The following is a 13,581-nucleotide window of genomic DNA, read 5'->3' on the forward strand; positions in this document are numbered from 1 at the left end:
GAGTGGGATAGAGTGGCGCGCAGTGGGGGACAGCAGCTTACGGGTGACCGTCGCGGGGTGAGCCTGTCGTTGTCTTCCTCGCGGTGGCGAGGAGGTTGCCGGTGTTTCTCGGCAGCCACGCGCCGCGGCTCGACGACAAAGGGCGGCTGACGCTGCCCGCGAAATTCCGTGACGAGTTGGAGGGGGTTCTTGTGATCACCAAGGGGCAGGAACGCTGCCTGTACGTCTTTCCGATGGCGGAGTTCACCCGGATCAGCGAGTCCCTCCGCACTGTTCCGATTACCGCAAAGGCATTGCGTGACTACAGTCGGGTGTTTTTCTCCTCGGCCGCGGACGACGTGCCGGACCGGCAGGGGCGGATCACGATTCCGGCTCCGCTGCGGTCCTACGCGGGCTTGATGCGCGACTGCGTGGTCAATGGGGCCAACACTCGGATTGAGATCTGGGATGCCCAGCGGTGGCAGACCTACCTGGAAAGCCAGGAGGAGAGCTTCGCCGAGCTGTCCGAGGAGGTCCTGCCCGGAGTGATCTGAGCTGCCCCGGGTTCATGGATCCGGGTGCTCCGCGGGCTCGCCACGCGCACCGTCCCTTCCGGCTGTCCCTTCCCCGGCGGCCGGCATCCGGGACGTACGCGAGGGCGGTCGACCTCGGTCACCCGACCCGGGCCCGCCGCCCGGTGGCTTCCGCCGATGAAGCCCCCATGCCCGTCAGTACATCTGAAGACGAGGTCCACGAGCGGTCGAGGGAGGCTCAGCACTGAACGCCACACATACGCCTGTGCTGACCGACCGTGTACTGACTTTGTTGGCCCCCGCCCTGCGGGTATCCGGAGCGATCGTGGTGGACGCGACGGTGGGTCTCGGTGGGCATGCCGCGGCTGTGCTCACGGCCTTCCCGCACGTACGGCTGGTGGGGCTCGACCGCGACCCCGACGCCTTGGAGCGCAGCGGCGAGCGGCTGCACGGGCTCGCCCCCGGCCGGGTGGAGCTTGTCCACGCCGTCTACGACGAGGTGGCCGAGATCCTGGACCGGCTCGGTCATCCGGTGGTGCAGGGCGTCCTGTTCGACCTCGGCGTGTCGTCGTTGCAGCTGGACACGGACGACCGTGGGTTCGCCTACTCCCGGGACGCGCCGCTGGACATGCGGATGGACCAGACGCGGGGCAGGACGGCCGCCGACATCCTCAACACCTACGATGCCGACGCGCTGACCCACATCCTGCGGGAATACGGCGAGGAGCGCTTCGCCCGCCGCATCGCCGGTGCGATCGTCCAGGCCAGGGCCGTCGCCCCGTTCGTCGCCTCGGCGCGGCTCGCCGACCTGGTACGCGACGCCATCCCGGCGCCGGCCCGGCGGACCGGCGGCAATCCGGCGAAACGTACCTTCCAGGCGTTACGTATCGAGGTCAACGCCGAGCTCGACGTGCTCGCCCGGGCGTTGCCCGCGGCCTTCGACGCGCTGGCCGTGTCCGGCCGGCTCGTCGTCCTGTCGTACCACTCGCTCGAGGACCGGCTGGTCAAGCGGCAACTGCGCGGCTATGCGGAGGCCTTGGTCCCGCCGGGCCTGCCGGTGGTGCCCGAGGGCGCGGGCCCCAGGCTGCGCTGGTTGACCCGAGGTGCGGAACCGGCGAGCGAGACCGAGAAGGCCGAGAACCCGCGGGCGGCCTCCGTCCGCCTACGTGCCGTCGAACGTACCGCGCCGAACCCGGACCACACCCGGAAACCGACCGGAGGTGCATCGTGACCGCTCCCGCGCAGCCGCTCTCCCGCGCCGGGCGTTCCGCCCCCGGGCGGCCCGACTCCAGGCAAAGGGGCGGTGGGCGGACGACAAGCGCCCCGACCTCCTCGACGGGGCGGCCCGCGGCCCGCTCGGCCGGCGCGACCGCTCCGGCCATCGACCCGCAGCCGCGCCGGGCGCCGAGCCGGGCGCGGCTCGCGGTGGTCCGGCCGGCGCCGGGCGGGGGCCGCAAGGGTCCCTTCGTCGTGCTGCTGCTGCTCCTGCTGGCCGCTGGTCTGCTCTGCCTGCTGCTGCTGAACCTGGCGTTGATGGAGAACTCGTTCCAGGCCAACACTCTGCGCAATCGGGCGTCCGCGCTGGCGGACGAGGAACAGTCGCTGTCGGTGCGTGCCGACCAGCTCTCCGATCCGGCGTCGCTGGCCGCGCAGGCCTCCCGCTACGGCATGATCCCCGGCGGGGTACCGGCATACCTTCCGCCGGGCGCTCCGCTGCCCGTTGGTTCCCGGACCCTGACCCGGGAACCGGGCAGCGGATCCGTCCTCATCGTCGTGCCCGCATCGCCCGGCCCGAGTCCGGCCGGCGGTCCCGGGAAGAACGGCGGTCCCGGGAAGAACGGTCAGCCAGCGGCCGGCGCGACGGCGGGTGGCACCACCGGTGCCGGCGGAACCGCCCACGCCCGCCTTCCCGCCACCGGGACGGACGATGCCGCGCCCAGTGGTCCGGCGGCCGGTGGTGCCGCGATCGGGGCGGCGGGAAAGGCCGGAGCCGGGCAGTGAGCTCGACGCCCCCGGGCTCCCCCCGGCGCGGTCGCGGACGGCTACGCCTTGTTCCTCCACCGCCACCTTCCGTGTATGGTGGTCGGTTGCGGCGGGATGTCGACGATCCGGGTCGGGGGGCCGGCGACGGGCCCGGTGCGGACGAGTACGGCGACGAGGACCACGACGGCCGGTATGCGGGCCGGCCGGGCTCGGCGCCCCGGCGTCCTGGTCGGGTCAGCCGGCCGCGGCACCCCCGGGTCCGTCGCGCCTACCGGCTGGGCAGCCCGCGCCGGCGGCTGCGGGTGTCCATCGTGCTCATGTGCGCGGTCCTCGGCGTCCTCGGGCTGCGCCTGACCCAGCTGCAGGGTTTCTCCGCCTCCACCTACGCGGCCCAGGCCGAGGCCCAGCGGCTGCGGACCATCGTGCTGCCCGCGGCGCGCGGCGCCATCACCGACCGGGCGGGCCACACGCTCGCGCAGCACGTCGAGCTGCGGGCCGTCTACGCGAACCCGATGAACGTCAGGGACATCGCGGGGACGGCCGCGAAGCTTGCGCCGGTCCTCGACGACAGCACCGAGGCGTTGCGCAGACGGCTCACCACCGACCCGGCCGACCACATCAAGTTCGTTTACCTTGCCCGCGGGCTCACTCCGGACGTGGCGGAGAAGGTCAGCGCCCTGGGGCTGCGCGGTATCGGCATCACCGAGGAACGCGGACGCACCTACCCGTCCCGCGAACTGGCCGCGAACGTCATCGGGTTCATGCGGCACGGCGATGGTGACATCCTCGAGGGCGGCGGCGGGCTGGAGCTGGCGTATGACAAGGTGCTGCGCGGTACCGACGGCCTTCGCTGGCTGGAGGCGAACCCGGCGGGCATCGAGATCCCCTCGGGCCAGAGCCGCGAGAAGGACCCGATCCCGGGTTCCTCGCTGCGCCTGACCCTCGAGCGGGACATCCAGTGGAACGCTCAGAACGCGATCGCCGACGCGGTCCATACCTCCGAGGCCGACGGCGGCATGGTCGTCGTGATGGAGCCCCGCACCGGGGACATCCTCGCGATGGCCGACTCGCCGCAGTTCGACCCGAACAACATCACCGCCCGGGACACCCCGGCGCTGGGCAATCGGTCCACGCGGGACGCCTACGAGCCCGGCAGCGTCAACAAAGTGATCACGATGGCCGCGGCGCTGGACCGCGGTCTGATCACTTCCGAGACCCCGATGACCATCCCGCCGTCCATCACCCGGGGCGGGGTACGCATCGAGGACTCCGAGCCGCACGGCGTCGAACATCTCACCGCCGCTGGCGTCCTGGCCCGCTCCAGCAACATCGGCACCGTGGAGATCTCCGAGCGGGTCGGGCGGATCGGGCTGGAGCAGACGCTGCGCTCGTTCGGGCTCGGTGCCCGTACGGGCCTGAACTTCCCCGGCGAGGGCACCGGCCTGCTGCCGGCCGCCCGGGACTGGTCGGGCAGCCAGGCCGCCACCATTTCCTACGGGCAGGGCATGTCGGCGACGGCGCTCCAGATGGCCTCGGTGTACGCGACCATCGCGAACGGCGGTGTTCGCGTGACCCCGCGGCTCGTCGACGCCATCACCGGTCCGGACGGCGTCGTCAAGGTGATTCCCCATCCGCCTGGTCAGCGCGTCGTCAGCGCGCAGACCGCGGCCACGCTCACCCGGATACTCGAGGCGGTGGCGACGAACGAGGGCACGGCGCCGCTCGCCGAGGTTCCCGGTTACCGGGTGGCCGGCAAGACGGGCACCGCCAAACGGCCCGACCCGGTGCACGGCGGTTACCAGGGCTACGTTCCCTCGTTCATCGGGTTCGCCCCGGCGGATGATCCGCGGGTGGTGGTGGAGATCGTCCTGGACAACTCGAAGAAGGGTTACTTCGGCGGTCAGGTCGCCGCGCCCGTGTTCCAACGTGTCATGTCCTTCGCGTTGACCACCCTCGGCGTGCCACAGCCGATCACCAGGCCCGCACCGCTCCTGCTCGACCTGGACAGATGATCGCGATCCGCGCCGGGACGTGGCGGGCGGGGAAGGCCGGCTGGACCACCGCCGTGCTCGGGCGCCCGTGGGGATGGCCGTGCCCGCCCCCACTAAGGTCGTGACCGTGACCTCTCCGGCACCTCGACCGGCTGCCCCGCCCGCGTGTAGCCTCGCCGATCTGCGCGCGGTGCTCGCGGCCGCGGCGCCCGTCCCGGAGCCGGCGGCGTTCGCGGATGCGGGACATTCGCCGTCGGGCACGCGTGCGGACACGGACACGGACGTGATCGTGCACGGCGTCACCCACGACTCGCGTGCGGTCCGGCCGGGCGACCTCCACGCGGCACTGCCCGGTGCCCACGCGCACGGTGCGGCTTTCGCGGCCGCCGCGGTGGCCGGCGGCGCCGTCGCCGTGCTCACCGACGCCGAGGGCGCCCGCCGGATCGCGGCCGTGCCGGCCGGCCCCCCCGGGGGAGTCCCGGTGCTTGTTAGCGACGATCCACGGCGCGACCTCGCCCCGGTGGCGGCGAGGATCTACGGTGATCCCTCCGCGGCGCTGCGCCTGCTCGGCGTCACCGGCACCAACGGGAAGACGACCACGGCCTTCCTGCTCGACGCCGGGCTGCGCGCCGCCGGCCACACCACGGGCCTGATCGGCACGATCGAGACCCGGATCGCCGACGAACGGCTGGCCTCCGCCCGCACCACCCCGGAGGCGAGCGACCTGCAGGCCCTGCTCGCCACGATGGTCGAGCGTGGCGTGGGGGCCGCCACGATGGAGGTGTCCAGCCACGCGCTGGCCCTGCACCGGGCCGACGCCCTGCACTTCGCCGGGGCCGTGTTCACCAACCTCAGCCAGGACCATCTAGACTTCCACTCCTCCATGGAGGACTACTTCGTGGCGAAGGCGTCCCTGTTCGACCCGGCCCGGACCGCCGTCGCGGTGATTGGCGTGGCGGACCGGTGGGGCCGCCGGCTCGCCGAACGGCATCCCGGCGCGATCACGTTCGCCGTCGAGGGGCCGGCCGACTGGACGGCCCGGGACGTCTCCTACGGGCCGACCGGCACGCTGCTGCGCGCCGAGGGCCCGGACGGGCTGCGGGTGGATCTGTCGGTGCCGCTGCCCGGTGCCTTCAACGTCGCCAACGCGCTCGGCGCGTTGGCGCTGCTCGTCGCCGTCGGGGTCCCCCCGGCCACGGCGGCGGCGGGGATCGGCTCCCTGCCCGAGGTGCCCGGCCGGATGGAGCGGGTCGACGCCGGCCAGCCGTTCCTGGCCCTGGTCGACTTCGCGCACACCCCGGGCGCGGTCACAACGCTGCTAGAGACGGTTCGCCCGCTGGTGAAGGGCAGGGTCATCGTCGTGCTCGGCTGCGGTGGCGACCGCGACCGCGGCAAGCGCCCGTTGATGGGGGCTGCCGCGGCGACACTCGCCGACATCGCGATCTTCACGAACGACAATCCGCGCTCGGAGGATCCGGCGGAGATCCTCGCCCAGATTCTCGCCGGGGTCACGGCGCTGTTGGCCACGGACTCGGCTACGGCTACGGTCCTGGTCGAACCGGACCGCGCCGCGGCCATCGCGGCCGCCGTGGCCGAGGCCGGGCCTCAGGACGCCGTCGTTGTCGCCGGCAAGGGTCATGAGCCGGGCCAGGAACAGGCGGGGGTGGTGACCCCCTTCGACGATCGGGTCGCCCTGCGCGCCGCGCTCTCCTCGGTGGAGAGGAGATGATCCCGCTGACCCTGGCCGAGGTCGCATCGGCGACCGGCGGCCGGCTCGACGCGGTGCCCGACCCGGGCGTCACGGTGCGTTCGGTCGTCATCGACTCCCGCGAGGTCCGCGACGCCGCCTTGTTCGTCGCCCTGGCCGGCAGCCGGGTCGACGGGCACGACTTCGCCGCCGCCGCCGTCGCCGCCGGCGCGCCCGCTGTGCTCGCCGCCCGGTCGGTGGGCGAGCCGGCCGTCATTGTCCCCGATCCGCCTTCGGCGCTCGCCGCGCTCGCCGCGCACGTCCGTGACCTGGCCGCCGCCACCGTGGTCGCCGTGACCGGGTCGGCGGGCAAGACGACGACCAAGGACTTGCTCGCCGACGTGCTGGCCGGGCTCGCCCCGACGGTGGCCGCGCCCGGCTCGTTCAACAACGAGATCGGACTGCCGCTGACGCTGCTGCGCACCGAGCCGGACACGGCGTTCGTCGTCTTGGAGATGGGTGCCCGCGGCCCGGGGCACATCGCCACCCTCTGCGCGGTGGCCCGCCCGGCGGTGGGGATGGTCCTCAACGTCGGCAGTGCCCACCTGGGCGAGTACGCCGACGGCCGGCTGGGGATCGCCGCGGCCAAGGGCGAGCTTGCCGAGGCCGCGAGCGAGGCCGTCGTGCTCAACGCCGACGACCCGCTGGTCGCGGCGATGGCGGCTCGGACGACGGCCGAAGTGATCACTTTCGGGGAGGGCGGACGGGCCGACGTGCGGGCCGGTGCCGTCGATGTCGACCGGCTGGGCCGCGCCTCGTTCGACTTGCTGGCGTACGGCGAGCAGCACCGGGTGACCCTCGGGCTCGCCGGCGCGCACCAGGTGCCGAACGCGTTGGCCGCGGCGGCCGTCGCGATCCGGTTGGGGCTGTCCCCGGACCGGGTCGCCGCGGCGCTGTCCGCCGCCCGCCCGCGCAGCCGGTGGCGGATGGAGGTGACCACCACTGCGGCCGGGGTGGTGGTCGTCAACGACGCCTACAACGCGAACCCGGAGTCGATGCGGGCGGCGCTGAAGGCGTTGGTGGGCATGCGGGGGAAGGGCCGGGCGTTCGCGGTGCTCGGTCCGATGGGGGAACTCGGTGACGCCGCCGCCGCCGAGCACGACGTGCTCGGCCGGTTCGCGGTCCGCCTCGGGGTCGATCGACTGATCGCGGTGGGTCCGGCGGCCCGCCGCATCCACCTGGGCGCCTCGCTGGAAGGCTCCTGGGATGGGGAGTCGGTGGAGGTGACCGACGCCGACGAGGCGGTGGCCCTGGTGGCCGCGCAGGCCGGACCGGACGACGTGGTACTGGTCAAGGCCAGCCGGTCCTTCGGTCTGGAACGGGTCGCCGAGGCGTTGGTGACCAGATTCGGCGTCCTCGGCGCCGGGATCGAGGGGACATGACGGCGGACGGCTGGCTCCACACACGCGGACCCGCGCGGGTGACGCACGCGTGAGAGGCGTTCTTATCGCGGCCATGGTCGCGTTGGTCGTGTCGTTGCTGGGCACACCCTGGGTGATCCGGCTCTTCCGCCGGCAGGGATACGGCCAGGAGATCCGCGAGGACGGGCCGTCCAGCCATCTGACCAAGCGGGGCACCCCCACGATGGGGGGCACCGTCATCATCGTCGCTACCCTGGCCGGGTACTTCCTGGCCCACCTGGTGACCGGTATCGGGTTCACCGCGTCGGGTCTGCTCGTGCTGATGGTGATGACCGGACTCGGCCTGGTCGGTTTCCTGGACGACTACATCAAGATTCGTAAGCAGCGCAGCCTCGGGCTCACCGCCCGGATGAAGTTCACCGGGCAGGCCGCGGTCGCGATCGTCTTCGGCCTGCTAGCCGTCCGGTTCAAGAACGACGCCGGGCTGCTCCCCGGCTCGACGTACATCTCGATCGTGCGGGACACGAGCTTCTCCGTCGGCATCATCGCCTTTCCCCTGCTGGCCTGGATCATCATCGCCGCGACCTCTAACGCGGTGAACCTCACCGACGGCCTCGACGGCCTCGCGGCCGGCACCTCGGCGATGGTGTTCGGCGCGTACGTCATCATCTCCTTCTGGCAGTTCGGCAACCTGTGCGAGCCGCACGCGGCCGAGGCGGGCTGTTACCTCGTGCGTGATCCCCTCGACGTCGCGCTGGTCGCGGCGGCGGCGATGGGGGCCTGTTTCGGGTTCCTGTGGTGGAACGCCAGCCCGGCGAAGATCTTCATGGGGGACACCGGGTCGCTCGCGCTGGGCGGCGCCTTCGCCAGCATCGCGATCGTCAGCCGGACCGAGTTGCTTCTCGTCGTCCTCGGCGGCCTGTTCGTCATCGAGACCATGTCCGTGATGATCCAGGTCGCGTTCTTCAAGGCGACGAGGAAACGCGTGTTCAACATGGCGCCGATCCATCACCATTTCGAGCTTGCCGAATGGCCCGAGACGACGGTGATCATCCGATTCTGGATCGTCTCGGGACTCGCGGTGGCCTTCGGCCTGGGCCTGTTCTACGCGGAGTTCCTCTCCCACGGAGGTGGCTGACGCCATGACGGGCGACGGCCAGGGCCCGGGCGACCTCGCGACCCCGACCTCCTGGGCGGGTCTGCCCGTGCTGGTCGTCGGGATCGGGGTCTCCGGGCTCGCCGCGGCTCGGGCACTGCTTGCCCGCGGCGCGCGGGTCCGGGTCGTCGACGCCGACGACTCCCCACGTCACCAGGGTGCGGCCGCGACGCTGCGGGCGCTCGGGGCCGAGGTGGACCTCGGCGGCCTGCCGGCCGATCCCGGGGACAGCACGCTGGTCGTCACCTCGCCCGGCGTCCCGCCGACGGCCCCGCTGATCATCGGGGCGGCCGGCGCCGGGATCCCGGTCTGGGGGGAGGTGGAGCTCGCCTGGCGGTGGCGGGGTGGGAGCCGGTGGCTCGCCGTCACGGGAACGAACGGCAAGACGACAACCACCGAGATGCTCGGCGCGATGCTCGCCGCCGGTGGCCGGCGATCCACCACCGCCGGGAACATCGGGACCCCGATCGTGGACGCGGTCGCCGCCGAGCCGCCCTACGAGACCCTCGCGGTGGAACTGTCCAGCTTCCAGCTCCATTACACCCACACCATGGCCCCCCTCGCCGCGGCCGTGCTCAACGTCGCCCCCGACCATCTCGACTGGCACGGGGGCGCGGCGGCCTATGCGGCGGCGAAGGCGAGGATCTGGCGTCGTCCCGGGACGACCGCGATCGGCAATGCCGACGACGCCACCAGCGCGGACCTGCTCGCCGCCGCTCCGGGGCGGCGGGTCCTGTTCGGTCTCGACCCGGCGGCCCGGCCGCGGCCCGGCCTGACCGTCGTCGACGGCCATCTCGTCGACGACGCCTTCGGCGGCGGGCGGCTGGTCGCCGTCCGCGACCTCGCGCTGACCAGCCCGCACATGATCTCCAATGCGCTGGCCGCCGCCGCGCTCGCCCGCGCCGAGGGCGTTGGCCCGGCCGTGATCGGCACGGCGCTTGTCGCCTTCCGGCCCGGCGCCCACCGCAACGCCGAGGTGGCCGTCATCGACGGGGTCCGCTGGGTGGATGACAGCAAGGCGACGAACCCACACGCCGCTGCCGCGTCGCTGGCCGGCTACCCCTCGGTGGTATGGATCGCGGGCGGCCTCAACAAGGGCCTCGCCTTCGACGATCTCGTCCGCGACGCGCGCCGGGTGCTGCGCGCCGCGGTCCTCATCGGGCGCTGCGCTGATGAGATCGCCGCCGCTCTCGCCCGACACGCCCCCGATGTCCCCATGGAACGGGCTGACGGCATGGACGATGCGGTGAAGGCTGCGGCGGCGTTCGCGACCACCGGTGACACGGTGCTCCTGGCACCGGCCGCGGCCTCGATGGACATGTTCCGGGACTACGCGGCGCGCGGAGATCTGTTCGCGGCGGCGGTCCGCGCACGAGAGGGGTAACCGTGGCGGGGTCGGGAGCGTCGTCGCCGCCGTCCACCGGGACGTCGGCGCGGCCCGCGCGGGCGGCGCGGGCGGCGCGAGGGCCCAAAACCGTGCGAACCGGCTCCGCGGCCGAGCCCGACTCCGCCGGTGGGGGAACCGGCGCGGCGGACGGGGCCGAAGCACGGCTGCCGCTGCTCGACCGGCCGTTGGCGTCCTACTACCTGCTGCTGTCCTCGGCCGGTCTGCTACTGGTGCTCGGCCTGGTCATGGTCCTGTCGGCGTCGAGCGTGCGCTCCTACGCCGACTCCGGCTCCTCCTACACGCTGTTCATCCGGCAGGCGATCTGGGTCGCGATCGGTCTGCCGGTGGTCGCCGTTGCCTCCCGGCTGCCCGTGCGGGTCTTCCGCGCCTTTGCCTACCCGTTGTTGCTCGGGACCGTGCTGATGCTGATGGTGGTGCTCATCCCGGGTATCGGCAGCGTGCGCGGTGGCGCCCGTCAGTGGATCGTCGTCGGGCCGATTACGATCCAGCCCAGCGAGTTGGCAAAGATCGCCCTTGTGCTGTGGTGCTCGGATCTGCTGGTCCGCAAACGGCGGCTGCTGTCCGACCCCAAACACCTGCTCGTTCCGCTGGTCCCGGTGTTCCTGTTCATCGACCTGCTGCTGCTGCTCGAACCGGATCTCGGCGGGGCGATCTGCGTGACCGTCGTGCCGTTGACCGTGCTGTGGGTGATCGGTACCCCGATGCGCCTCTACACCGGGATCCTGGGATCGATGGCCGCCGCGGCGGCGGTCCTCGCCGTGGTCGAGCCCTACCGCATCCGGCGCCTGCTGTCGTTCACCGATCCGTTCGCCGACGCGCACGGCGACGGTTTCCAGGCTGTGCAGGGCATCTATGCCCTGTCGACCGGCGGCTGGTGGGGGGAGGGCCTCGGCGCCTCCCGGGAGAAGTGGCCGCAGTTACTGCCTGCGGTGCACACCGACTTCATTCTCGCGATCATCGGCGAGGAACTCGGGCTGGTCGGCAGCCTGGTGGTGGTGGGTCTGTTCGGCGTGCTGGGATACGCGGGACTGCGGATCGCGCACCGTTGTGACGAGCTGTTCGTCCGGCTCGCCGCCGCAGGGGTCACCGCCTGGATCCTCGTCCAGGCGATGGTCAACATGGGTGCCGTCGTGGGTCTGCTGCCGATCACCGGCGTCACCCTTCCGCTGGTGTCGTTCGGTGGCTCCGCGTTGCTGCCGACCCTCGCGGCCCTCGGCATGCTGCTCTCCTTCGCCCGGTCCGAGCCGGCCGCGGCCGAGTTCTTGTCCCGACGGGCCGAGGAACGCCACGCCGCGCGCCTCGCCGCGGCCGGCCGGCGCCGCCAGCGCTGGCGGCGCCGCCGGGGCCGCCGACCGGACCTCGGCCTCGTACCGGTCGACGGCGCGCGGTCGGGTCCGGTGGGTCCGGTGGGTCCGATGCCGGAGTCCGGGTCGGGGCGTTCGTCGGGGCGCATATCATCCCGCGTGCGGGCCCGGGTGACCGGGCCCGGGCTGCCCGGGAGACGGCGTGATGTGTCATCGTCTTGACCGATGTTGCGAAGCGTAGTGCTCGCCGGCGGCGGGACAGCCGGCCACGTGGAACCCGCACTCGCCGTCGCGGACGCGCTGCGGGCGACCGACTCCCGGGTGCGGCTGACCCTGCTCGGCACCACGACCGGTTTGGAGGCGCGCTTGGTGCCCGCCCGGGGCCATGAGCTGGCGACGGTGCCGAAGGTCCCGATGCCGCGCCGCCTCACCCCGGCCGTGTTCAAGCTGCCCGCCCGGTTCGTCGACGCGATCCGTCAGGCAGGGGAGACCCTCGACCGGATTCGGGCGGACGTGGTCGTGGGGTTCGGTGGATACGTGTCCGCGCCCGCGTACCTCGCCGCCCGGCGCCGCGGCATCCCGATCGTGGTGCACGAGGCGAACCCGCTGCCAGGGCTGGCCAACCGGCTCGGCGCCCGGCTCACCCCGTTCGTCGCCACGTCCTACCCGAGCACGTCCCTGCGCGGCGCGACGCTCACCGGGATCCCGCTGCGGGGGGAGATCCTCACCCTCGACCGTTCCCCGGCCGCGATACGGGCCGCCCGGGCGCGCTACGGGCTCGACCCACACCGGCCGACCCTGCTCGTCTTCGGCGGCTCGCAGGGCGCCCGCTCGCTCAACCAGGTGATGACGGCGGCGGCGCATCCCCTTGCCGCCGCCGGAATCCAGGTGCTGCACGCGACCGGGCCGAAGAACTTCGACGAGGTCGCCGCAGCGCTGCCCCTCGACCTGCCCACGCCGTACGAGCTGCGGCCGTACCTCGACCACATCCCCTCGGCCTATGCCGCGGCCGACATGACCCTGTGCCGGTCGGGCGCGATGACGTGCGCGGAACTCGCCGCGGTGGGGCTCCCGGCGGTCTACGTCCCCTTGCCGCACGGCAACGGTGAGCAGCGCCGCAACGCGCTGCCGACGGTGGAGGCCGGCGGTGGTCTCCTCGTCGACGACGCCGAGCTCAGCGCGTCCTGGCTGCTCGAGAACGCGCTGCCGGTGCTCATCTCCGCCGAACGGCTGGCGAAGATGTCGGCCGCCTGTGCCGGCAGCGGCTATCCCCAGGCCGCCGCCGCGATCGTCGCCATGATCCGGGACGCCGCCGCCACCCGGCGGCGATCCCGCCCGCGGCACGCGGCTCCCTGACCGCTCCGCCGTCGCTGACCGCTGGGCAGCCAAGGGGGCGCCCAACGCTGGCCGGTCACCGCAGCGTGACCAGCACGACCACCGGGATCTCCCGTTCCACCTGCTCCTGGTGGCCGCGGATTCCCGGCATCGTCTCGACCAGTGCCTCGTAGAGCCGCTGCCGCTCGTCCCCGGTGGCGGTCAACGCCTCGGCCTCGAATCGGTCGGTGCCGAGCTCCACCACGACTTTCGGCTCGGCCGTCAGGTTCTGGTACCAGTCCGGATGCCGCGGGGCGGCCATGTTGGACGCGAAGACGACGATGCGGCCGGGACCGCCGTCCACGACGTACCCCAGCGGGGTGGTGTGCTCCTTCCGGCTGCGCCGTCCGGTCGTCGTCACGAGCACCAGCCTGGAACCGGGCAGCGTCTTCTCCAACGCGCCGCCAGTCGCCCGGTACTCGGCGATCACGGTCTGGTTGACCGCCCTGACGTCGAAGCCAGGTCTGCGCGGGTCCTGCGTGTCGGCCATCGTCTCGATCCTCACCTGTCGCCGCCGGCCATGCCGGCGGGGGCGTGTTGCGGCAGTCAACCATCGACGCCGGGCAACAGCCGGCAGGATCACCGCCCGGGACGTCGCGCCGGCGTTACCGGGCCCGCGGCGCGGCGCCGCTTTCACGCCGGGGAGGAGACGCCGTCTCACAGGCATCGGATGGCACTTCTTTGTATGAGAAAATTAAAGCTTTTCTTATTTTCGACAGTACCCCACCGCCGTTTGGACGGCCGT

The 13,581-nt window shown here is 72.6% G+C and carries 11 protein-coding genes; 10 read left to right on the forward strand and 1 reads right to left on the reverse strand.

The features are described from left to right. The first annotated feature begins 101 nt into the window (after nucleotides 1–101). The 10 genes from mraZ to murG all read left to right on the forward strand — a co-directional run bounded on the left by mraZ (nucleotide 102) and on the right by murG (nucleotide 12,818). Entirely contained in the window at nucleotides 102–533 is a 432-nt protein-coding gene (gene mraZ / locus AC08OJ_RS13810) for a division/cell wall cluster transcriptional repressor MraZ (RefSeq protein WP_476593883.1), read from the forward strand. Between the two features lie 223 nt (nucleotides 534–756). After that, nucleotides 757–1,743, forward strand: a complete 987-nt coding sequence (gene rsmH, locus AC08OJ_RS13815; RefSeq protein ID WP_462203247.1) for a 16S rRNA (cytosine(1402)-N(4))-methyltransferase RsmH — start codon at nucleotides 757–759, stop codon at nucleotides 1,741–1,743. Beyond that, complete coding sequence (gene ftsL / locus AC08OJ_RS13820; protein WP_476593882.1) at nucleotides 1,740–2,513, forward strand: cell division protein FtsL; 774 nt, start codon at nucleotides 1,740–1,742, stop codon at nucleotides 2,511–2,513. The genes rsmH and ftsL overlap by 4 nt, the downstream gene beginning before the upstream one ends. An 86-nt stretch (nucleotides 2,514–2,599) precedes the next feature. Then, entirely contained in the window at nucleotides 2,600–4,507 is a 1,908-nt protein-coding gene (locus AC08OJ_RS13825; RefSeq protein ID WP_476593881.1) for a peptidoglycan D,D-transpeptidase FtsI family protein, read from the forward strand. A gap of 73 nt (nucleotides 4,508–4,580) precedes the next feature. Further along, nucleotides 4,581–6,215, forward strand: a complete 1,635-nt coding sequence (locus tag AC08OJ_RS13830; RefSeq protein WP_476593880.1) for a UDP-N-acetylmuramoyl-L-alanyl-D-glutamate--2,6-diaminopimelate ligase — start codon at nucleotides 4,581–4,583, stop codon at nucleotides 6,213–6,215. Next, complete coding sequence (locus tag AC08OJ_RS13835; protein ID WP_476595925.1) at nucleotides 6,212–7,615, forward strand: UDP-N-acetylmuramoyl-tripeptide--D-alanyl-D-alanine ligase; 1,404 nt, start codon at nucleotides 6,212–6,214, stop codon at nucleotides 7,613–7,615. The genes AC08OJ_RS13830 and AC08OJ_RS13835 overlap by 4 nt, the downstream gene beginning before the upstream one ends. A gap of 49 nt (nucleotides 7,616–7,664) precedes the next feature. Continuing rightward, nucleotides 7,665–8,732 (forward strand): phospho-N-acetylmuramoyl-pentapeptide-transferase, encoded by a 1,068-nt coding sequence (gene mraY / locus AC08OJ_RS13840; RefSeq protein ID WP_476593878.1) that lies wholly within the window; start codon nucleotides 7,665–7,667, stop codon nucleotides 8,730–8,732. A gap of 4 nt (nucleotides 8,733–8,736) precedes the next feature. After that, nucleotides 8,737–10,134, forward strand: coding sequence for a UDP-N-acetylmuramoyl-L-alanine--D-glutamate ligase (murD, locus tag AC08OJ_RS13845; RefSeq protein ID WP_476595926.1), 1,398 nt, complete (start codon nucleotides 8,737–8,739; stop codon nucleotides 10,132–10,134). Nucleotides 10,135–10,136: 2 nt separating this feature from the next. Then, complete coding sequence (ftsW, locus tag AC08OJ_RS13850; RefSeq protein ID WP_476595927.1) at nucleotides 10,137–11,684, forward strand: putative lipid II flippase FtsW; 1,548 nt, start codon at nucleotides 10,137–10,139, stop codon at nucleotides 11,682–11,684. A 3-nt stretch (nucleotides 11,685–11,687) separates the two neighbouring features. Beyond that, on the forward strand, nucleotides 11,688–12,818 hold the full coding sequence (murG, locus tag AC08OJ_RS13855) for an undecaprenyldiphospho-muramoylpentapeptide beta-N-acetylglucosaminyltransferase (RefSeq protein WP_476594565.1): 1,131 nt from the start codon (nucleotides 11,688–11,690) through the stop codon (nucleotides 12,816–12,818). 55 nt (nucleotides 12,819–12,873) lie between these two features. On the opposite strand, the gene AC08OJ_RS13860 is transcribed toward murG, so the two are convergent. After that, nucleotides 12,874–13,326, reverse strand: coding sequence for a nitroreductase/quinone reductase family protein (locus AC08OJ_RS13860; RefSeq protein ID WP_476594566.1), 453 nt, complete (start codon nucleotides 13,324–13,326; stop codon nucleotides 12,874–12,876). Nucleotides 13,327–13,581 lie beyond the last annotated feature (255 nt).

Source organism: Frankia sp. CgKIO3 (assembly GCF_977946435.1).